General features: G+C 51.7%; 15 protein-coding genes. 12 read left to right on the top strand and 3 right to left on the bottom strand.

Going from position 1 to position 21326, the window contains the following annotated elements; translation table 11 throughout:
• Window positions 1–35 precede the first annotated feature (35 nt).
• The 3 genes from JNE38_RS28210 (at window position 36) to argH (ending at window position 3356) form a co-directional block, all read left to right on the top strand.
• Window positions 36–470 (top strand): DUF4760 domain-containing protein, encoded by a 435-nt coding sequence (locus tag JNE38_RS28210; RefSeq protein ID WP_203354341.1) that lies wholly within the window; start codon window positions 36–38, stop codon window positions 468–470.
• Between the two features lie 175 nt (window positions 471–645).
• The gene (locus tag JNE38_RS28205; RefSeq protein ID WP_203354340.1) at window positions 646–1905 is read left to right on the top strand and encodes an argininosuccinate synthase; all 1260 of its coding nucleotides are present in this window, start codon (window positions 646–648) and stop codon (window positions 1903–1905) included.
• On the top strand, window positions 1902–3356 hold the full coding sequence (gene argH, locus JNE38_RS28200) for an argininosuccinate lyase (protein ID WP_203354339.1): 1455 nt from the start codon (window positions 1902–1904) through the stop codon (window positions 3354–3356). Before JNE38_RS28205 ends, argH begins: the two co-directional genes overlap by 4 nt.
• A gap of 69 nt (window positions 3357–3425) precedes the next feature.
• Here the strand turns inward: argH and JNE38_RS28195 are convergent, their stop codons facing one another.
• Complete coding sequence (locus JNE38_RS28195; protein WP_203354338.1) at window positions 3426–5507, bottom strand: sigma-54 interaction domain-containing protein; 2082 nt, start codon at window positions 5505–5507, stop codon at window positions 3426–3428.
• A 203-nt stretch (window positions 5508–5710) separates the two neighbouring features.
• Here JNE38_RS28195 and JNE38_RS28190 point away from each other — a divergent pair, with 203 nt between their 5' ends.
• On the top strand, window positions 5711–6844 hold the full coding sequence (locus JNE38_RS28190; RefSeq protein ID WP_428993745.1) for a M20 peptidase aminoacylase family protein: 1134 nt from the start codon (window positions 5711–5713) through the stop codon (window positions 6842–6844).
• Window positions 6845–6874: 30 nt separating this feature from the next.
• Window positions 6875–8290, top strand: a complete 1416-nt coding sequence (locus tag JNE38_RS28185) for a YfcC family protein (protein WP_203354336.1) — start codon at window positions 6875–6877, stop codon at window positions 8288–8290.
• A 64-nt stretch (window positions 8291–8354) separates the two neighbouring features.
• Here the strand turns inward: JNE38_RS28185 and JNE38_RS28180 are convergent, their stop codons facing one another.
• Window positions 8355–9512 carry an iron-containing alcohol dehydrogenase gene (locus JNE38_RS28180; protein WP_203354335.1) on the bottom strand — a complete coding sequence of 386 codons (1158 nt, stop codon included), beginning with the start codon at window positions 9510–9512 and terminating at the stop codon, window positions 8355–8357.
• Window positions 9513–9838: 326 nt separating this feature from the next.
• On the opposite strand from JNE38_RS28180, the gene ftsE reads away from it, so the two are divergent.
• The 6 genes from ftsE to JNE38_RS28150 all read left to right on the top strand — a co-directional run bounded on the left by ftsE (window position 9839) and on the right by JNE38_RS28150 (window position 18117).
• On the top strand, window positions 9839–10525 hold the full coding sequence (gene ftsE, locus JNE38_RS28175) for a cell division ATP-binding protein FtsE (RefSeq protein WP_092275583.1): 687 nt from the start codon (window positions 9839–9841) through the stop codon (window positions 10523–10525).
• Window positions 10515–11411 carry a permease-like cell division protein FtsX gene (gene ftsX, locus JNE38_RS28170; RefSeq protein WP_203354334.1) on the top strand — a complete coding sequence of 299 codons (897 nt, stop codon included), beginning with the start codon at window positions 10515–10517 and terminating at the stop codon, window positions 11409–11411. The genes ftsE and ftsX overlap by 11 nt, the downstream gene beginning before the upstream one ends.
• 25 nt (window positions 11412–11436) lie before the next feature.
• Window positions 11437–12636 carry a murein hydrolase activator EnvC family protein gene (locus JNE38_RS28165; protein WP_203354333.1) on the top strand — a complete coding sequence of 400 codons (1200 nt, stop codon included), beginning with the start codon at window positions 11437–11439 and terminating at the stop codon, window positions 12634–12636.
• A 90-nt stretch (window positions 12637–12726) separates the two neighbouring features.
• A complete protein-coding gene (locus JNE38_RS28160; protein ID WP_203354332.1) occupies window positions 12727–14202 on the top strand; it encodes a S41 family peptidase in 1476 nt (491 codons plus the stop codon).
• A 198-nt stretch (window positions 14203–14400) separates the two neighbouring features.
• Window positions 14401–15669, top strand: a complete 1269-nt coding sequence (locus JNE38_RS28155) for a PDZ domain-containing protein (protein WP_203354331.1) — start codon at window positions 14401–14403, stop codon at window positions 15667–15669.
• A gap of 747 nt (window positions 15670–16416) precedes the next feature.
• Complete coding sequence (locus JNE38_RS28150; RefSeq protein WP_203354330.1) at window positions 16417–18117, top strand: hypothetical protein; 1701 nt, start codon at window positions 16417–16419, stop codon at window positions 18115–18117.
• Window positions 18118–18235: 118 nt separating this feature from the next.
• Here the strand turns inward: JNE38_RS28150 and JNE38_RS28145 are convergent, their stop codons facing one another.
• Window positions 18236–19168: a flagellar hook assembly protein FlgD gene (locus JNE38_RS28145; RefSeq protein ID WP_238933491.1), complete on the bottom strand. Its 933-nt coding sequence runs from the start codon at window positions 19166–19168 to the stop codon at window positions 18236–18238.
• Window positions 19169–19346: 178 nt separating this feature from the next.
• Between JNE38_RS28145 and uvrB the strand changes: the two genes are divergently transcribed.
• A complete protein-coding gene (gene uvrB / locus JNE38_RS28140; protein WP_203354328.1) occupies window positions 19347–21323 on the top strand; it encodes an excinuclease ABC subunit UvrB in 1977 nt (658 codons plus the stop codon).
• Window positions 21324–21326: the final 3 nt, after the last annotated feature.

Raw genomic sequence — 21326 nt, 5'->3', positions numbered from 1 at the left:
AGGGAATGGAATTTATTCATGAGGTGAATAAAATAATGATCCCAACGTATCAAGATGCTGACATGATTTTGAAAATCTATGAGCAATATGAGTCAGAGCGTTTGAGAGCTGCAAAAGCCTGGTTTCACGAAATCCTCGGTCAACAAGAAGAGATAGAGCCGGCGATTTTTTGGGCGAAGTACCCGCGGAGCAGCACAGAATTTACTCACTTTACGACGCTGTATGGATTTTTTGAAATGGTGGGTGTCCTGCATAAAAACGGTCTTATACATCCAGATCTATTATTTGATATGTGGTATATCAACGGATTCTACAGCCGGATGTACCCGATCATCGCTTCGTGGAGAGCGGAAGGGGATATCCATATCGCTGAGAATTTTGAACGGCTCGCGCTGGCGGAGCTGGATTGGATCCGAAAGCATAAGGGCGCGGAGTTTGTGCCTCGCGTAGCATATGCAAAGCATGAATAAGAATGATGGAACAGCCGGACGAGTTATCTCATAAGTCCGGCTGTTCTGTTTATCTCCCTTCCTTAATTTGCTCGGGGAAAAAGTCGAGGACAAATGAGAAAAGTAGTTGTATTTTTATTAGTTCGTTTGTATAATTACTCACATGAATAAATCTTCGGAACAGGGAGAGAGAACGATGGCAAAAGATAAAATTGTGTTGGCCTACTCGGGCGGCTTAGATACATCCGTAGCAATTAAATGGCTCCAAGACACATACAACTTCGACGTAATTGCAGTGGCACTGGATGTAGGGGAAGGAAAAGACCTGGATTTCGTACAGAAAAAAGCGCTGCAAGTCGGTGCGCTGAAATCTATCGTGGTAGACGCGAAAGAAGCATTTGCGGAAGAATTCGTACTGCCTGCTTTGAAAGCAAATGCGATGTATGAAGGAAAATATCCACTGGTGTCGGCTCTGTCTCGCTACCTGATCTCCCGCGTGCTGGTAGAGATCGCAGAAAAAGAAGGCGCAGTTGCGGTAGCTCACGGCTGCACCGGAAAAGGAAACGACCAGGTTCGCTTTGATGTATCCTTCACAGCTCTGAACCCGGACATCAAGATTGTGGCTCCTGTACGTGAATGGGGATGGACTCGTGACGAAGAGATCGAGTATGCGAAAAAGAACAACATTCCAATCCCAATCGATCTGGACAATCCTTACAGCATTGACCAAAACCTGTGGGGCAGAAGCTGCGAGTGCGGCGTACTGGAAGATCCATGGGCAGCTCCTCCAGAGGGGGCGTATGATCTGACAAAATCCATCGCGGATGCGCCTGACCAGCCGGAAGAAATCGAAATCACCTTCGTACAGGGTAAGCCGACTGCATTGAACGGCGAAGAGCTGCCGCTGTCCGAGCTGATCCTGAAGCTGAACAAAATCGCGGGCAACCACGGCGTAGGCCGTATCGACCACGTAGAAAACCGTTTGGTTGGTATCAAATCCCGCGAAGTATACGAAACGCCTGCTGCAACGACTCTGATTTTGGCTCACCGTGAGCTGGAATTCCTGACACAGCCTCGTGAAGTAGCAGCATTCAAACCAATCGTGGAACAAAAACTGGCGCAAGTGATCTACGAAGGTCTCTGGTATTCGCCAATCCGCAATGCGGTTCAGGCGTTCATCGAAGAAACGCAAAAACACGTAACAGGTGTTGTTCGTGTGAAACTGCACAAAGGTCATGCGATCGTAGTGGGCCGCAAATCCGCTTCCTCGCTGTACAGCCATGAGCTGGCTACCTACAATGCAGGCGACCAATTCGACCACAAAGCAGCGCTCGGCTTCATCAAGCTGTGGGGCCTGCCAACCAAGGTATATGCACAAGTAAACGAAGGTGTCTTGCATGAAAACATGAACACAGACATCAAGATCTTGGATGAAAAGGATGCGATCAAGCAATGAAACTCTGGGGAGGACGCTTCACGAAGCCGACGAATCAGCTCGTAGAAGAGTATACTGCTTCTATCTCTTTCGACCAGAAGATGTGGCGTCAGGACATCGTCGGTAGCCTAGCTCACGTAGCGATGCTGGGGAAGTGCGGTATCCTGCCGATGGAGGAAGTACGACAAATCATTGCTGGTCTGAAAAAGGTGAAAGAAAAGATCGAACGTGGGCAGGCTGAGTTCCTCGTTGCTCATGAAGATGTTCACATGAATATTGAAAAGATGCTGATTGAAGAAATCGGTCCGGTGGGGGGCAAGCTCCACACCGGCCGCAGCAGAAACGATCAGGTCGCAACCGATATGCACCTGTACCTCAGAGAAAAGCTGATGGAAATCATCCAATTGGCGATGTACCTGCAGGAAGCGATGATCGAGCAGGCCGGTCAGCATCTGGATACGGTCATGCCGGGTTATACCCATCTGCAGCGCGCGCAGCCGGTCTTGTTCGGCTACCACCTGATGGCGTACGTATCCATGCTGCAGCGTGATATCGAGCGCATGACAGAGACCTGGAACCGAGTGAATGTTCTGCCGCTGGGCGCCGGTGCGCTGGCAGGGACTACGTTCCCGATTGATCGCATGTTTGTAGCGGAATTGCTGCAGTTTGACGGGGTCTATCAAAACAGCATGGACGCTGTCAGCGATCGCGATTTCATCGTCGAGTTTTTAGCGGACGCTTCCCTCCTGATGACGCATCTCTCTCGTTTGTGCGAAGAGCTCGTCATCTGGAGCAGCCAGGAGTTTTCCTTTGTGGAGCTGGACGATGCATTCTGCACGGGCTCCAGCATCATGCCGCAAAAGAAAAATCCGGACGTAGCCGAGCTGGTTCGCGGGAAAACAGGTCGTGTGTACGGCAATCTGTTTGGCCTCTTGACGGTGCTCAAAGGTTTGCCGCTGGCGTACAACAAAGACATGCAGGAAGACAAGGAAGGCATGTTTGATACCGTCGCGACCATTCATGGCGCGCTTGCCCTCCTGACCCCGATGATTCAGACCATGCAGGTCAAAACCGATCGCATGCGCCAAGCAGTGACCAATGACTTCTCGAATGCGACTGACCTGGCTGATTACCTCGTTCGCAAGGATATGCCGTTCCGTCAAGCCCATGAAGTCGTTGGCAGAGCAGTGCTGTACTGCATCGAGCAGCAAAAGTATTTGCTGGATCTGTCGCTGGAGGAGTTCCAAGGCTTTTCGGGTGTGATCGGCGAGGATGTGTACGAAGCACTCGCGATCGAGACAGTCGTCAACGCTCGCAACGTATTGGGCGGCACAGCGCGCAATCAGGTAGAGGTACAGATCGAGTGGTACCGCAAGAAGCTGGTCGATACTCAGGCATGGGTGGACAAAAACAGCCAAAAGGTCATGATTGAATCGCTGATTGACATCGGTTCTCCGGTGCAACGCGCATAGGAATAGAAAAAAGCGGATGGGTATTGCACCTGTCCGCTTTTTCGTTTGTCTGCCGTGACGATCAACTGCCTATACCCGGGTCTTCAAACTTTCTAGAAGCCTGAATCCATAGGTAGTGAGCCTTGTGCCTTGCTTTTTGACCCCCACCTCTAGGCAGCCCGTGCGACTGAGATTAAGAAGCTTTTGGCGGATTTGAGCGTCTGTCATGGGAACAGGCAGCAAGGCGTTCAACGCTTGGCGGCCAATGCGTTCCTGGCGTTTGCTGCAGGAATAGAGGATCTGCAGGATCGATTCGTATTCGTGCAAAGAGCCGTGGCGGGCTAAGAAACCAATCGTCTCTTCGATCTCCCCCTGCTCCGAGGACAAGGGTTCTGTGGCAGCAGCCTGAAGAATCGGTTCCGGCAAATGACGCAGCTCCACGCGATTGCCGTCCGCAATGACGACTGCGTAGTGAATGAAGTTTTCCAGCTCACGGATGTTGCCGGGCCAGCTGTATTTCAGGAGAAGATCCGTTACTTCCGGTACAAACGTGAGGACCTTGTTCTTTTTTTGCAGGAAGTGATCGATCAACACCATGATATCCTCGCCTCTGTCCCGCAATGGAGGTATTTGCAGCGGCAATACATTCAGACGGTAGTACAAATCCTCGCGAAACGCACCTTTTCGAATCATCTCGACCAGATTTCGATTTGTGGCCGCGATCACCCGCACATTGACAGGAATGACCCGATGCCCGCCCACTCTCATCACCTGCCGCTCCTGAAGGACACGGAGCAGAGCAGCCTGAATGCTGAGTGGCGCATCCCCGATCTCGTCCAGAAAAATGGTCCCGTTGTGGGCGAGTTCAAACAGCCCCATCTTTCCTCCTTTTCTCGCCCCTGTAAACGATCCTTCTTCGTATCCGAACAATTCGCTTTCCACCAAGCTCTCTGTGAGCCCCGCAAAGTTGACAGGAACAAAAGGGCCGTCCCTGCGAATGGAATGCTGGTGGATCGCTTGGGCAAACACTTCTTTCCCCGTGCCGTTTTCTCCGGTGATGAGGATGGTAAAATCACTTTCGGCCAGCTTCATCGCGACCTGCTTGTTGACCTGTGTAGACTGACTGCAGCCAATGATGTGATCAAACGAGTATTTGGTCATGAGTCCCAATTGCGTGCTCTTTTTACGGATTTCTTGTTCGAGCTGCTGCACCTTGGTTACATCCTGAAAGGTGATGACCAAGCCCAATACTTGCCCGTCCAGCATCATGGGGATTTGCGTGACTAGCAGGTAAAGATTTCGAAAGGGGGTAAGCTGGTTCGCAGCTTCGGAATGAGAGTCTAACACAACATTCACTTGAAATTCGGGCAAAACGTCTTGAACGCGCCTGCCGATAATCTCGACGGACGGCAGCTTCAAAATCTTTTCCGCTTCTTCATTGATCAAGGTGATGTTCCCGAAGGCATCCGTCGCGATAATTCCCTCATGTACGGCATTCAAGATCGACTCGAGCTTTTCGTTCAGCTGCCGCTCGTTGTTCGCGGAGTCCGTCAGCTTCCGCCCCATGCGCACAAAATCACTGATGAATTCCGCGGTGTAGAGGTTTGCCTTTTCTGGAGACAAATCAAGCAAGCGAGCAATATCAAAGATCGTCGTCAAATCCAGCGGCCGATGCCCCAGCTCGATGATCCGGTCAAAATGCGCAGGGACGAGCTCCGGCAATCCGTGGCAAACGGCGTAGTCTACCTCTTCTTTTTCCGGAAGGGGAATATCCGTGTCTGGCACATAAGGAATGAAGGTGAGGTGGGAGAAGCCGAGATGCCTCAGCAGCTCGATCGCACCCTCGACCATTTCGAACGTGTTGGATACAAAGAGACAGCGCGTCCCGGGCTTCAGGTCCATCAGACGATCCAGATTGTTCAGGTCAATGGTGCGTCTCGCCACCAGGACCGGGATATGGTCGGGAGGCATGGGCTGGCCTTGCAGCAGCTTGATGTCGGCCGAGAGAATGAGGTCGGCTCGATCGATTCGATTCTGCTCGATCGGATTCAAGCCAAAATGAGCATCCATCTCGATTCGTTCGCCAAAGAATAGCTTGAGATTATTTACAAAGAGATGGGATACTGTCTCCATCTTGTTGATTAATAAAACACGTGGTTTCGCCTTCGTCATCCGGTCAACTCCTCAATGAGTGGAAATAGCCATTTAATGGACGGGTTTTTGGGGTATTTGATTTAAAAATCACCTAAATTATATCCTAAAAATATCAGTTTTTGTTTGTGAATACTGAAAATAAGGAATAATCTTTTGGCATTAATCTTGCTTAAGTAAGATGAGTACAACAGAGAAGGGGGATGTCAAAAAGGGTGAAGGATCTGCACAAGCCTTTGGCGTACTTGGATGAACAACGTGAGAACATCCTGCAAACTTATCAAGAGCTTCATGCTCTGGCGGAGCCGAGCTGGCAGGAGGAAAAAACGGCGGCATATCTCCGCAGCAAGCTTCTCGATGCGGGGATACCGGTGAAACGTTTTGACGGTCACCACGGATTTATCGCGGAAATCACTGGGGAAACGGACGAAGTAGTGGCGCTCCGAGCGGACATGGATGCTCTCGTCCAAGAAGTGGACGGCGTGGTAAAGCCCAATCACTCGTGCGGTCATGATGCGCATTCGACGCTTGCATGCTACAGTGCGCTTGCGATCGCGCAGTGTGTGGAAAAGCCGCAGAAAACGATCCGGTTTCTCTTTCAGCCCGCAGAAGAAAAGCTGGGTGGCGCGCTTCAGATGATGAAGGACGGAGCTTTGGAAAATGTCACGAAGCTGCTGGGAGTCCATTTGCGACCGGAAAACGAAGTGCCCTATGGCAAAGCCGCTCCGGCGATCTTGCACGGCTCGTCTACCTCTTTGACTGGAACGATTACCGGTCTGCAGGCTCATGGAGCGAGGCCCGCTTTCGGACGCAATGTGATTGAAGCAGCATCGTTTTTGGTTCAGGCGCTGCAAAATATTCGCCTGGAAGCGAGCTGTCCGTATTCGGTGAAAATGACTCAGCTGCAGGCGGGAGGGGATACCTCCAATGTCATACCGGATCGCGGGACATTCACGCTGGACTTGCGAGCGCAAACGAACCAGGGGATGGATGAGCTGCGGAAAAAAACGGAGCACGCGATGAAGCAAACAGCCGAATTAATGGGCGTGGGCATCGAATGGAGCTGGAGAGGAATCGCTCCGGCAGCGACTGCAAACGCTGACATGATCGCCACTGCCCAAAAAGCCATCGCTCATGTCCTGGGCTCCGAGAACGTCTCTGATGTTTGCGTCACACCGGGGGGAGAGGACTTCCACTTCTATTCGCTGCACCAGCCGTCGGTAGCCTCGACGATGATCGGACTCGGCTGTGGACTCAAACCGGTCTTGCACCATCCTCAAATGTCCTTCGATACAGAAGCGCTGGTGTATGGTGCGAAAATCCTGACAGCCGCTATCGTAGAAGCAGCCCATTCATAGAGAAGATTTTAACAAGCAGGGGGAACGTTAATGGAAGGCAACAAGAATTTCTTGAAGAAGAGCTTTGCTCGCTTAGATGCTTACGTCCTATTATTTTGTATTCTGCTGGTTTGTGCCATCGCTACCTATATCGTCCCGACAGGCGAATTCGATCGCGTGAAAAATGGCAGTGTCACTGTCGTCGTACCTGGAAGCTATCATGCTGTTGAGTCTAACCCGACTGGATTCATTGACTTTTTTACCGCCATTCAGACTGGGATGGTAAAGGGAGCGCCGATTATCTTTTTGGTGCTGTTCACGGGCGGCGCTCTGTCTGTCTTGGACAAGACAGGGGCACTGAATGCGGCGATCCTGACCTTGGTGCGAAAGCTGGGCAATAAAGAGTGGCTGCTGATTATCTTGGTCACCGCGGTGTTTTCCGTTCTGGGTACGCTCGGTGTCATCGTCAACTCGGTGATTGCCTTTGTTCCTTTGGGAATCATGATTGCAAGAGCGATGAAATTGGATGCCATCTTTGGGGTGGCTTTGATCTATATCGGTGTTTACGCAGGCTTCAATACCTCGATTGCCTTTCCGGGTACACTCGGCTTGTCCCAGCAGATTGCAGAGCTTCCGCTGTTTTCCGGGATCGGGTATCGCACGATCATTTACCTGTCCTTTGTGCTCGTGACCATTTTGTACATCATCCGTTACGCACGCAAGCTTCGGAAAAATCCTGCCCAAGGGATTCTGGGAGACGTTCCGTTTCCGTCCGACAGCGGTTCATCCGCGGCAGAATTGGATGGCAGCATTCTCTTTACCACTCGTCACAAGCTGACATTGGCTTTCACCGGCATTGTGCTGATTGCGTTTATCGCCTGCACCATCCTGTTCAAATGGGATGTCAACGAAATGGCGGGGATCTTTATCTTCATTGCCATCGGTGTCGGTCTCATCAACAAAATGAGCGGAAACGATATCGCCAAGACATTCCTGAAGGGGTGTCAGAGCCTCGTTTACGGAGCGTTGATCGTGGGGATGGCCCGCTCGATCACAGTCATTCTGGAAGACGGCAAGTTTCTGGATACCATCGTGTACGGACTGGCGACACTCCTGGAGCCGCTCTCGCCGATGGCAGGAGCTGTGGGGATGTTCCTGGGAAGCGCGGCTTTGCACTTCCTGATCTCGTCCGGCTCAGGTGAAGCCGTCATGCTGATGCCGCTTCTGGCACCGCTGTCCGATCTCATGAACATCACGCGCCAGGTAGCGGTAGAAGCATTGATGCTGGGGGAAGGTGTGGTCAACTGCATCAACCCGACTTCCGGAGTATTGATGAGTATCCTTGCCATCAGTGGAATCTCCTATGGCAAGTGGCTGAAGTTCATGCTTCCGCTGACAGCGATCTGGACGGTCCTCTCCATCATCTTTATCATGATCGGTGTCGCAATCAATTGGGGACCGTACTAATAGACGACAAAAAAGCCGAATTCCTTTTGAGGAGTCGGCTTTTTTCTATTTGGAGTGTCAGCCCTTACAGGGACATGCGCAGGATTTCTGCCACATCTTCGCTCGTCAGCTTTTTGAAGTTGCCGATCGGTCCGAATGGCGTCGCTTTTTCTGCCATGACTTGCAGATGCTCGTCATTGATTTGGTAGTCGGCCAGGCGAGTAGGGGCACCGATTTTGGCAAAGAAGGCTTCGGTTGCTGCGATTCCTTCCAGAGCCACTTCTTCGTCGGTTTTGCCGGCTGGATCGACATTCCATACCTCGACGGCAAAGCGGGTAAAGCGAGCGACATTTTCATGGTACACATAGCGCATCCATTTCGGGAAAATGATCGCCAGACCTCCACCGTGCGGGATATCGTACACGGCGCTTACGGCATGCTCGATCGAGTGGGTCGCCCAGTCGGTTTCTACACCGACAGGAAGAGTGCCGTTCAGAGCCATCGTACCGCAATAGAGGATATTCGCGCGCGCATCGTAGTCTTCCGGATTGGCGAGGACACGCTCGGCGTTTTCAATCACGGTTTTCATGATGGACTCCGCAAAACGGGTTTGCAGCGGAATTTCCGGCGTATGGCTGAAGTACTGTTCGAATACGTGCGACATGATATCGCTGATTCCGTAAATCGTCTGATCGCGCGGAACGCTGAACGTGTTCTCCGGATCGAGAATGGAGAAGGTAGGGAAGGTCGTGGACCCGCCATGCTTTTCCTTCGTCTCCCAGTTGGTGATCACGCTGCCGCGGTTCATTTCCGATCCGGTAGCTGCCAAGGTCAGGACAGTCCCAAGAGGAAGAGCCTTAGCCGCTGCGGCTTTTCGTGAATAAAAATCCCAGACGTCGCCCTCATAAGGCACTCCGACGGCTACCGCTTTGGCTGCATCGATGACGCTGCCGCCGCCGACTGCCAAAATCCAGTTCACGCCTTCTTGTCTGCAAATATCGATCCCTTTTTGAACGGTGCTGAGACGAGGGTTGGGCTCTACGCCCGCAAGCTCGAGAACTCGGCACCCCGCACCTTGCAGCAGGGAAGTGACTTTGTCGTACAGGCCTGAACGCTTGATACTTCCGCCACCGTACACCATCAGGACTGTAGAACCAAGTTGTTTTGCTTTGTCTTGCAGCTGGGAAAGCTGTCCTTTCCCGAAAATTAGTTCCGTAGGATTATGGTAAACAAAGTTATTCACCGTTCATGCCCCTTTCCATCGGTCATTCCTTTCTATTGTAGCCAACCGCAAGAATGTAAGCCAGTCGCCGATGTGCTGGCGGCTGCATCGCACAAAAACATGTCGGATAAAAGCGAAAGTGAAGCTGTTTCGACAAGAAATGAGAGATTTAGTGGATTCCATCAGCGAAACAGGGTGGTATAATAGGTAGGATGGGAATTCTCGCTATTTTTGTCGATAACCGTGATTCGTACAAAAGGCGGGGAAAAGGGGCAGGGGCTTTTTGTCGATTTAAATCAGAGGATCAAGAGATATAGATGGATCTGACTATGTAGGATGTGATTGGCTTGATCGAGATGTTTGACGTATGGAAAACGTACCCGAACGGCACGAATGCCTTGAAGGGTGTAAACATTCGGATTGAAAAAGGTGAATTTGTGTATGTCGTGGGTCCCAGCGGTGCGGGGAAATCCACATTCATTAAGCTGATGTATCGGGAAGAGAAGCCTTCCAAAGGACAGATTTTTCTGGGCGGCTTCAACGTCAGCCGGATTAAGGAACGGCAAATTCCTTTGGTGCGACGCAGCATTGGCGTTGTATTCCAAGATTTCAAACTGTTGCCGACGCTCACAGTATTCGAAAATGTGGCATTTGCCATGGAAGTAATCGAGAGCAATCCCAAACAAATCAAGCCTCGTGTGATGGATGTTCTGGGGCTGGTGAAGCTGAAGCACAAGGCAAAAATGCTGCCAAATGAGCTCTCGGGCGGTGAGCAGCAGCGTGTCGCTCTGGCGCGTGCGCTTGTCAACAGTCCGGGCATTATCATCGCGGACGAACCGACAGGAAATCTCGACCCGGAGACATCCTGGGAGATCATGAAGCTGTTTGAAGAAATCAATCAGCGTGGAACCACTGTAGTGATGGCTACCCACAATCGTGAAATTGTTAACACCATGAGAAAGCGGGTCATTGCGATTGAAGCGGGGCAAATCGCCCGTGACGAGCAGAGAGGGGAATACGGTTATGAAGATTAGAACGCTTGGGCGCCACGTCCGTGAAGGGGTAAAAAACCTCGGGCGGAACGGCTGGATGTCGTTCGCTTCAATCAGTGCCGTTACCATTACTCTTTTCATTCTAGGTGTATTTTTGATCTTGGCGATGAACGTCAACTACTTCGCACAGTCGGTAGAAAAACAGGTCGAGATTCGCGTATTCCTCGACGTGCTCGCTACCAAGGAAAATGTCGCCCAAGTAGAGCAGAACATCAAGACGATCCAGAAAGTGGACACCGTCACGTTTATACCCAAGGACGAGGGTCTCAAGCAGTTTAAGGAAAGCCTCGGTGAAAAGGCCTATTTGTTTGAAGGGCTGGAAAAGGACAATCCTCTGCCGGACACCTTTGTCGTAAAGACCAAAGATCCTAAGGATACGTCTGTGGTAGCTGCACAGATCAAGAAATTAGAGTACGTCAAGAGCCTCAACTACGGGGAAGGAACCGTCGAAAAGCTGTTCGCCTGGACGGGAGCGATCCGCAATGTCGGGATTGCCTTCATCATCGGACTGGGCTTTACCGCGATGTTCTTGATCGCCAATACGATCAAGCTGACCATTGTGGCCCGACGCCGCGAGATTGAGATCATGAAGCTGGTTGGGGCGACGAACTGGTTTATCCGCTGGCCATTTTTTGTGGAAGGGCTATTAATGGGGATTCTCGGGGCATTGATCCCTACGGCGATGCTGACCGTCGGCTACTATTACTTGTTGGACGGGATTCAATCGAGCTTTGAAGCGTCCCAACTGTTCAAACTGTTGCCGCTGTTCCCTCTGGTTTATCAAGTGGCACTTGCTCTGCTTGCGATTGGCGCGTTCATCGGCATCTGGGGAAGCTTGGTGTCTGTCCGCCGATTCTTGCGGGTTTAATTCAGGAGAATGTGGGAGGAGTATCATGAGGAAGAAGATCATATTGGCACTCTTGATAACCGGTCTGGTGGCCGGAACTGCAATCCCGACGAATGTGAGCTGGGCAGCGAGCAAGGCATCTTTAGATAAAATCAATCGGGAACTGAAAGAGATTCAAGCCAAGAAAAAGAGTCAACAGCAGCAGGTCAAACAGGTCGAGGCCAAGATCAGTGCGGTGCAGAAAGAACAGAAGGACCTGCAGACTGAGCTGATGCAGATCGATTTGCGTCGAAACGAGACGCAGAAAAAGCTGGACAAGCTCGAAACGCAAATGGAAGATACCAAAGAGAAAGCGGCGCAGGCGCAGGACAAGCTCGATGAAGCAAAAGATCGCGTCGCCAAACGGGAAACTCTTTTGAAGACGCGTGTGAAATCCATGTATGAGCGCGGAAACGTCTCTTACCTGGATGTATTGCTGGGCTCATCCGATTTCGGGGATTTCCTCACCCGGATGCAAGGCCTGCAGTTGATTCTGGAGCAAGATACGCGTATTCTGGAAGACAACATACGCGATAAACAAACGATCGAAACGAAAAAGAAAGAAATCGACCATCAGCTGACGGTGTACGTCGACATGTTTGACCAAGCGGAAAGCCTCAAGGCTGAATTGGACAAGCAGTACAAACAAAGCTTGGTCGTGAAAGCAGAGCTGAAGAAAAAAGAAGACGCGCTGGAAGAAGATCTGGAGCAGTACGGACAGCAGCTGCTCGCTTTGACCAAACAGGAATCGGCTAAATACGCAGAGCGCGTCCGCGCAATGAGTACGAGCTCCAGTGGGTATAAAGGCGGTAAGCTGGGTCTGCCGGTAGCGGACGGAAGTTTTCGCTTCTCCTCGGGCTTCGGAGTGCGGAGTGACCCGTTTACCGGTCGTTCAGCTGGGCATAATGGTGTAGACCTGGCAGCGCCAAAAGGTACCACGATTATGGCAGCAGCAGCAGGGGTAGTTATTTTTGCAGGCTATTCCAATGGCTTCGGGAACACGGTAATGATCAAGCATAACTCAGAAATTACCACTCTCTATGGACATATTAGGGAGGGCGGAATCAAGGTTTCTGTGGGACAATCAGTACAGAGAGGGCAAAAGATTGCCGAGGTTGGCTCTACTGGTCGTTCTACCGGTAATCACGTGCACTTTACCGTCTACAAGAACGATGTTGCTGTCAATCCGATGCCTTATCTGAAGTAAGGTTGCCCGGTCAGACAAATATTGCCAGCAAAAATGGCATACACTAGCAGCATATCTTTTTGCCGGTAGCACAAAGGATGGTGACGCGAAGTGAATTGGAAAGGACGCAACGTATTTGCGCTTGTACTCGTCTCGATGGTGGCCAGCAGCTTTTTGACCATGTCCATGATGAAAACATCGGCAAATGCCAACGCGAATCAAAATGGTGTACTCACTGCATCCAGCAGCACCCTGCTCGGAAACAGCTCTGAGTATCCACAGGAGTTCAAGAAGCTGTACGAGGCTTTTTCAGCAATCAAGAAAGACTACATCCAAAGTGTCACCACGGATCAATTGGTAGAAGGGGCTATTGGAGGCATGGTGGGTTCCCTGGAGGATCCATACAGTGACTACATGGACCCGAAATCAGCTGAAGAATTCACATCTACCTTGCACTCGACGTTCCAAGGAATCGGTACAGAGGTGACGCTGCAAAACGGACGGGTAACGGTCGTATCACCGTTCAAGGATTCCCCGGCCGAGCGTGCAGGACTGCGCCCGAACGACCAAATTATCAGTGTGAACGGGGAATCGCTGGAAGGGCTCGACTTGCATGAAGCCGTGACCAAAATCCGCGGCCCGAAAGGTACAAAGGCCGTATTGAAAGTCGTGCGCGCGGGTGTTGCGGAACCGCTGAACATTGTCTGCGTGCGTGATGATATCCCGATCGAAACCGTGAACAGCCAAGTGATCGAAAAGAACGGCGTCAAAGTCGGTGTGATTGGCATCACCCAATTCTCTACGGATACAGCCAAGCATTTCAAAGAACAGCTGGCCAGCCTGGAGAAACAAGGCATCGGCGGTTTGGTCATCGACGTGCGCGGCAACCCGGGCGGCTATTTGCTGGCAGTCAAAGAAATCGGGGAAGTGCTCGTTCCGAAGAAGGGCTTGATCGTACAAATCGAATACGGTGCGCACGGTCAACAGAAAGAAGAGTATCGTTCCACGACAGATGCTGCCAAGCCGTATCCGATCAGTCTCTTGATCAACGGCGGAAGTGCCAGCGCTTCGGAGATTTTGGCAGGCGCGCTGCGCGATAGCGGCAACTACAAGCTGGTCGGCGAGAAGAGCTTCGGAAAAGGAACTGTCCAAAGCACGATGGAAATGACGGACAAGAGCCAGCTGAAGCTGACGATCGCAAAATGGCTGACGCCGAAGGGCGAATGGATCCATAAAAAAGGAATCGAGCCTGACTACAAAGTCTCGCAGCCAGCGTACTTCAACGCCACACAGCTTCCTGCTGACAAGGATCTGGCGCGTGATATGGCAGGGAACGATGTGAAAAACCTGCAGCTGATTCTGACGGGCTTGAACTTGTCGCCAGGACGGGATGACGGATACTTCGATGAGAAGACAGAGCAGGTGGTCAAACAATTCCAGACATCGCACAAGTTGCCGGTGACGGGGAAAGTGGACGCATCGACTCGCACCCAGCTGGAAGACAGCTTGCGCGAACAGATGCGGAAACCGGAAAACGACCTGCAATTGCAAAAAGCGATTGAAGTAGTTAGCAAGCAGCCAAAATAATCCATGGCGCGGAGGCAGGGAATTCTCTGACTTTCGTAGAAATGGTTAACCACGGTAGATTGAATGCCGTGGTTTTTCTTTTTTTACGTTCAGGAAACTGCATGAAAGTAAAAAAGCGAGATGTGATCTCAATGAGTACGAAGGCTCCGCCAAAACGTATGGCGAAGCCAAGTTTTCTACCCTTCTGAGGTGAGGCAATTGGCGATACAGACAGACTTGCTCTCCATTGCATCCGGACTTGGGGCGATTTTCCTCAATCCGATTCTTTATCTCTTCCTTTTCTTGATTTATCTGCATTACAGACGTCAGATGAATCTGGAAAGGCAGCTGTTCGCCGTGCGTATCCAATCACCGCTGCTCCAGACGATCCGTTCCGCAGGGATGGGAGTGACGGCAGGCCTGCTGGTCTCCTTGATCGCGGGTGCTATCGGAGTCGTCGTACAGGTGCAGGATTTGTGGTTATTATGGGGATTGGCGATTTTGCTGGCGTTGGTCCGTTTACGTTTTCTTTGCTTTGCTTATGCGTCTGCCCTCCTGACGATTCTCCATGGAATCGCTCAGCTGTTCCCGAGCGTAAGTGCCGTTCCCGGCATCGGCTACGTATGGGAAATGATCGGACAAGCCAAACCGTTGCCGCTTTTGGCGCTGGTGGCAATCATGCATCTGATGGAGGCCATGCTGGTTCGCTGGAACGCCGGAAGAGACGCTTCGCCGCTGTTTGTAGAAGGCAAGCGCGGGCGAATCGTCGGGGCCTACCTGCTGCATTCTTTCTGGCTGACTCCACTCGTGATGTTTGTTCCGCTGGATAACGGCGCTCTGAGCGGTTCGCTATATCCGGGATGGCCATTCTTTTTGCCGGAAGCGGCGACATTTGGCCTGATGCTCCTGCCGACCGTTACGGGTTTTTCGGACATGACGCAGACCATGACGCCAAGGAAAAAGTCCTTGCAAATCTCCAGAAACCTGGCGGGCTACGCCATCGTTCTGCTGGCTTTGACTGTGCTGGCTGTTCTGGTGCCGCCGCTTTTGATTATCGCAGCCCTGTTTGCGCTCTTTGGACATGAAGCGCTGTTTTTCAAGAGTCAGATCCAGGAGCGGCAGAGCAGTCCTTACTTTATTCAATCCTCGCGGGGAGTCAAGGTCATGGGAGTCATCCCGGGCACGCCGGCAGAGGAGATCGGGATCGTGCCAGGCGAGATTATCGTCAAGGTAAACGGGATCCATGTGCGCAGCAAAGAAGAGCTGTACCCGGCGCTGCAGGCCAACTCCGCCTTTTGCAAAATGGAGGTACTCACGCACGATGGGGAGCTGAAATTCGTGCAGTGCGCGGTCTATGCGGGAAATCACCATCAGCTCGGCATTATTGTCGTGCCGGATGCGAATACGAGAGTCTACGTCGATTTAAAGCGTGCCAGTGTGGTAGAGCTGATCAAGCAACGGCTGGAAAAGCTGCATATTGGAGCGTGAAAACAGGGAGTGACGAGGTGCGTGAAGAGGGACGCATTCGTCGCTCTTTTTCTTTGCAAAGATTTGGGGATTTCAACATAGGGGTGGCGGGGAGAAGCAGGTTTCCGATCTCCGCTCCGGCCTACACCTTGCGAAGAAGTGTTACTGTCCGCTCCACAACGATTCATGGGGAAGCGGTAAAGTAGTAGCCGGTTCCCAGCGAATGCAGGGTACCGCTTCTGAATCCCATGAATTCGTTGTTCTGCTAGGTTGGGTTCCGGAGTCGCTCCGCCTGGAAACTTGCTTCTCCTGCGAGCTGTTGTGGTTTCTATGGTCTTCTCAAAGAACCTCTTTATAAAGCCCACAAAATAAGGAACTGGAAAGTCCAAAGCTGGTCAGGAAAAAGGAGAAATAAGCGCAAGCTCTTAGGAACACCAGCCAAAGCGCAATGGAAAAAACGAAACACGTTTTTAAGCGTCCACCTCTGAGGAGCTTCCTGAGACGGCTGCTTTGGACGCGGTTTCGTTTTTTACATAGAGCTGGACAGGGATGACCCCCAGCGGGTGTTCCTACGAAGCTGGAGCGTTTTCTCCTTTTTCCTCCACTCCACCGCAGTTTGATTGACCACGAAAAAAATAACGCATTTTTCTAAATACGATGGAAAACAAGAAAGTCCACAATAAAAATATTTTGATGGAATATAGTGTTTATTCAGAAACAAAATGCAAGGCTGAACGTCTCAACCTAAGAGGAAAAAAGAGGGAGTGAATGTCGACCGTGGGAATGATTCGTAAACCTGCCTTTTGTGTACTGACCGGAGCGTTAACCGTAGTCAGTCTATATACTTCACCCATTGCTGCAAGTCACCAGGCCAAGGCAGCCAATATCGCAGTGGGCATGCAGGCGTCTGCAGTCGTGCCTGTACCCGTCCAAGTATCCAAAGGGGTCCAGCAGCTTGTCCGGTTGATACCCGAGCTGTCCAATCGCTACGTGGTGTTCGGAGGGGACGTGGATGGACCAGGGGTGAGTGGCGTGATCGTGACCTTTGCGCCATCTGCAGCAGAAAAAGAAGCGGCCAGGGATCAAGCCATTTTTGATCCGACGACAGGAAATTTGCTGAAGCTGGATCTGGAACCGAAAGCAGCACAGAAGCCTATCGCGCTGACGGATCAGCAAGCAAGGGCGAGGGCATCGGCCTTCGTGGCAGGCTTGCCTGCCGCAGGGAGCGTTTATCAGGCACGGAGCGTCACCCGAGAGTCAGCGCAAACGACAGTAAGACTGGTGCGAACCGTGAACAATGTCGCTTTGGACGATTCCTACGATGCGTTCGTTACGTTTGACGGAACAGGCAGAGTCGTTGCTTTTCGCACGTTTGATGGGCGGCTCTACGAAAAAATCACGCCGACTGCGCTTCCTTCCCCCCAGCGAATCATATCAGCCCAACAAGCTGTTTTGCGATATAAAGAGAGTCACCCTCTGGAGCTCATCTATTTACTCCCGAGCGATTACAGCCTGACTGACCCTGTACAGGCAAAGTTGACCTATGTGGTAAAAGACGGTGTCATCAAGCAAACACATACGGGCAGTGCACTGGATGCCTTTAACGGTAAACGATTGTCTGCGAATGAGAAGCAATCTGTCCAGACCGTTTCCGTCAATGGCACAGGAGAGAAGTGGATTGCCCAGTCAGAGCAGCAGGCACAGGACATCGTGAGAAAGCTATTGCGAGTGGAGCCCCAGAAGCTTCCGTTCGCGACATTCACGGAGGCCTACGACAATGGGCAGGAGCGGCGCTTTTTTATCTGGGGACATTTCAACGAAGGGACGATCGATCAAGATAAACCATACAGTCTCGGTCAATTCCCTGCTGGAGTAAAAATGGACGAACGCGCGCATCTATTGGTGGAAACAGATGCGATGACAGGGCAGCTGCTCCGGCTTGTCAAGAGTGATGGTGTCATAAGCCGGTTGAAGACAGATAAACAACGAGACTGGAAATCCGCGGAAGCCGTGCTGAAGCGCCTGCTGCCGACCGGAACCACTTCATTGCGGGTGCAAGATGTAGGAGATGCTACATTGACGTTGTATACGGCTGATCCCATGATCAATGGCATTCCCGTTTATCAGGAAGGGCAGACAGCGGAACAAGGCATGTACACGATCCGCGTGGATTCTTCCACGGGAAAAATCGAGGAAATTTCGATCCAGCGTCCTGTTGAACTGATCGCTCCAGCCCGCACAAAAGCGTTAGTGGAGCAGGGGGCTGTCGATCGATTGCTGAAGGCTTATCCGCTGGAGCTCACTTACATTCACCAGAAGAATCCGCAGACGGGAGCGACCACCTGGAAGCTGGGATACGATTTATCGTTCCGCCAGACGAAGGTACACTGCTTCTGCGGAGTCGAGGAAAAGGTCGACCTTACTGTGCGTATGGATGCTGTCACAGGAAACGTCATGGTAAAGGAATAGTAGATAAACTTGGCTACCCCAAGGCATGGATACTGGATAAGAATCTTATCAATTCTTATCCGTAGAACAAAAAATCCGCCCTCATCCTGTCCGGAGAGTGCGGATTTCTTTTTGCGGGCTAAACCGCTTTTGCTTCGTAGCCTGTAATTTGGCTCAAGGATACTTTTTTGCCATCTTCCAAAACGAATTCGATCAGGCCATTTTTCATGCTGACGGCTTGAATGACTCCGCTCAAGCTGTTGGTAGAGGAGCTGCCGTCAGTGTTCGTTTGGGAGTCGTTATAGGTGACGGTGTATCCGATCATTTGCGCGTATTGCAGCGAGCTGCTCATCGCTTGGTTGGTCGGACTGACTGTCATGCCGACGATTTTGTCCAATTTCACCGTCTGGCCATCGTCCAGCTGGAACTGGGCGGTGCCGTCTTTCATGGTAAAGCCGGTGATCACGGCGTTTTTGACTTCATCGACAGAAGTGATGTCATCCGTGGTCGCAGGGTTTCCGTCCTTGTCCACCTGGGTCGTTGTTTTATAGGAAATCTGGTTTCCGATCATTTCCATGTACTTCAAGCTGCTGTCCAGGGCATTTCCGGCCATGCCTTGCGATTCCAGGCCCTTCACATCAGTGAGCGGAATCGGATTGGATTCACCTGCGAGGCGGAAGTAAATTTTACCGTTGTCCATATACACAGCGGAAATGACGCCTTCTTTGGATTCTGTAGACGTCTCGCCGGTCACTTCATCTGTGGTCGTCAGATTGTACGTAGCGGTGCGGCCGACCAAGGATTCGTATTTTTCCAGCGTGAGCATGCTGTTGTTGGATTGTTCCATCAAGGAGGCCATTTTCGTCATTTTTTCCACCATGGTCATCATGCTGGTCTGCTGAATAAACTGAGAATTGTCCATCGGGGACATCGGATCCTGATGCTTCAGCTGCTCCAGCAGGAGCTTCATGAAGGCGTTGTTATCCAGCTCAGTGGAAAATTCCTTTTTCCCTTTGTAGCTGAGGTAAGAGGGTATATTCGAACTGTTGCTTACGGTCGTGTTATCAGACACTGTTGGTCCTCCCTTACTGTGCGGGTTCATCCGTACGGGAATGTACTTCCACTAACAGTATCGGTAAAAGGCTGAAAGGGGTAAAGACAAACATTTGTTCGAATTTCGGCTTATTTTTGTACGTATTGTGTTATAATGGAAATAGAGACTTTTATGGAATGAGGAGTTGAACGAGGGAATGGAGCGTTTTGAATTGGTATCGGAGTATCAGCCGTCCGGTGACCAGCCGACTGCCATAGCGGAGCTGGTTGCTGGTATTCAGGCGGGCAAGAGGCACCAGACCCTCCTGGGTGCGACGGGTACGGGAAAGACCTTTACAGCAGCCCAGGTGATTGCTCAGGTGAACAAGCCGACGCTGGTCATGGCGCATAACAAGACGCTGGCGGCCCAGTTGTGTGCGGAGTTCAAAGAGTTTTTTCCGAACAATGCCGTAGAATATTTCGTCAGCTACTACGATTACTATCAGCCAGAAGCATACATTCCCCAATCGGATACGTTCATTGAAAAAGACTCCAGTATCAACGAAGAGATCGACAAGCTGCGTCACTCGGCGACCAGCGCTTTGTTTGAACGCCGGGACGTCATCATCGTCGCTTCGGTATCGTGCATCTACGGCTTGGGTTCTCCTGAAGAATACCGGGAGCTGCTCTTGTCGCTGCGCGTGGGAATGGAAAAAGGGCGGGACGAGATTTTGCATCGTCTGGTCGACATCCAATACAACCGCAATGACATCAATTTCACTCGCGGTACGTTTCGGGTCCGCGGCGACGTCGTAGAGATTTTCCCAGCCTCCCAGAGCGAGCAGGCGATTCGTGTGGAGTTTTTTGGCGATGAGATCGAGCGCATCACGTCGATCGATGTCCTGACTGGGGAGATTTTGGGTCAGCGCGATCATGTTGCGATCTTTCCGGCCTCCCACTACGTGACGCGCGAAGAAAAAATGAAGCTGGCTGTTCAAAGCATCGAGGCAGAGCTGGAGACCCGTCTGGCGGAGCTGCGCGAAGCAGGGAAGCTGCTTGAAGCACAGCGGCTGGAGCAGCGCACGCGATACGATGTGGAAATGATGCTGGAGATGGGCTTTTGCTCCGGGATTGAAAACTACTCCCGCCATCTGACGGGTTTGCCGGAAGGGCACGCCCCCTACACGTTAATTGATTATTTTCCTGATGATTTCCTCGTCTTGATGGATGAGTCCCATATGACCTTGCCGCAGGTGCGGGCGATGTACAACGGCGACCGCGCGCGCAAAGACGTCTTGGTCGAGCACGGCTTTCGTCTGCCTTCTGCCAAGGACAACCGACCGCTCACGTTTGCGGAGTTCGAGGCGAAGCTCAAGCAGGCTGTCTACATTTCCGCTACCCCAGGACCTTACGAGCTGGAGCACTGCCCGGAGGTGGTGCAGCAAGTCATCCGTCCGACCGGATTGGTCGATCCGACCATCTCCGTTCGCCCGATCAAGGGACAGATCGACGACCTCATCGGCGAGATTCAGGCTACGATCGCTAAAGAAGAGCGCGTCCTGGTCACGACCTTGACGAAGAAGATGTCGGAGGACCTCACTGATTATTTGAAGGAAATCGGTATCAAGGTACGATACCTTCACTCGGATATCAAAACCATTGAACGGATGCAGATCCTGCGTTCTTTGCGCTTGGGTGAATTCGACGTTCTGGTCGGAATCAACCTGCTGCGGGAAGGTCTGGATCTGCCAGAGGTGTCGCTGGTGGCGATCCTCGATGCCGACAAGGAAGGCTTCCTGCGCAACGAGCGTTCCCTGATCCAGACCATCGGCCGCGCAGCGCGCAACGCTGAAGGCCGCGTCATCATGTACGCGGATAAAATGACCGATTCCATGCAGGCAGCCATCCGGGAGACGGAGCGCAGACGCGCCATCCAGCAGGCTTACAATGAAGAGCGAGGCATCACCCCGCAGACGGTGAAAAAGGCTGTCCGCGACGTCATCGAGGCAACCAAGGTGGCGGAAGAGAAGGCCGATTACCTGCCGCATGAAGAGTTCAAAAAGATGCCGAAGAAAGATCGCTTGACGGTGATTGCACGAATGGAAGAAGAAATGAAAGAAGCGGCCCGCAATCTCATGTTCGAACGTGCGGCAGAATTGCGCGATTTGGTGCTCGAGCTGAAGGCCGAACTCTAAGGA

Source organism: Brevibacillus choshinensis (genome assembly GCF_016811915.1).
Classification (GTDB): Bacteria; Bacillota; Bacilli; order Brevibacillales; family Brevibacillaceae; genus Brevibacillus; species Brevibacillus choshinensis_A.
This window is presented reverse-complemented; position numbering and strand designations above follow the sequence as displayed.

What these genes read in the sequence shown, in the direction of transcription:
- uvrB (WP_203354328.1), top strand. Translation starts at nt 19,347, where the DNA reads ATGGAGCGTTTTGAATTGGTATCGGAGTATCAGCCGTCCGGTGACCAG.
- argH (WP_203354339.1), top strand. Translation starts at nt 1,902, where the DNA reads ATGAAACTCTGGGGAGGACGCTTCACGAAGCCGACGAATCAGCTCGTA.
- JNE38_RS28210 (WP_203354341.1), top strand. Translation starts at nt 36, where the DNA reads ATGATCCCAACGTATCAAGATGCTGACATGATTTTGAAAATCTATGAG.
- JNE38_RS28195 (WP_203354338.1), bottom strand. Translation starts at nt 5,507, where the DNA reads ATGACGAAGGCGAAACCACGTGTTTTATTAATCAACAAGATGGAGACA.
- ftsX (WP_203354334.1), top strand. Translation starts at nt 10,515, where the DNA reads ATGAAGATTAGAACGCTTGGGCGCCACGTCCGTGAAGGGGTAAAAAAC.
- JNE38_RS28165 (WP_203354333.1), top strand. Translation starts at nt 11,437, where the DNA reads ATGAGGAAGAAGATCATATTGGCACTCTTGATAACCGGTCTGGTGGCC.
- JNE38_RS28150 (WP_203354330.1), top strand. Translation starts at nt 16,417, where the DNA reads ATGTCGACCGTGGGAATGATTCGTAAACCTGCCTTTTGTGTACTGACC.
- JNE38_RS28205 (WP_203354340.1), top strand. Translation starts at nt 646, where the DNA reads ATGGCAAAAGATAAAATTGTGTTGGCCTACTCGGGCGGCTTAGATACA.
- JNE38_RS28185 (WP_203354336.1), top strand. Translation starts at nt 6,875, where the DNA reads ATGGAAGGCAACAAGAATTTCTTGAAGAAGAGCTTTGCTCGCTTAGAT.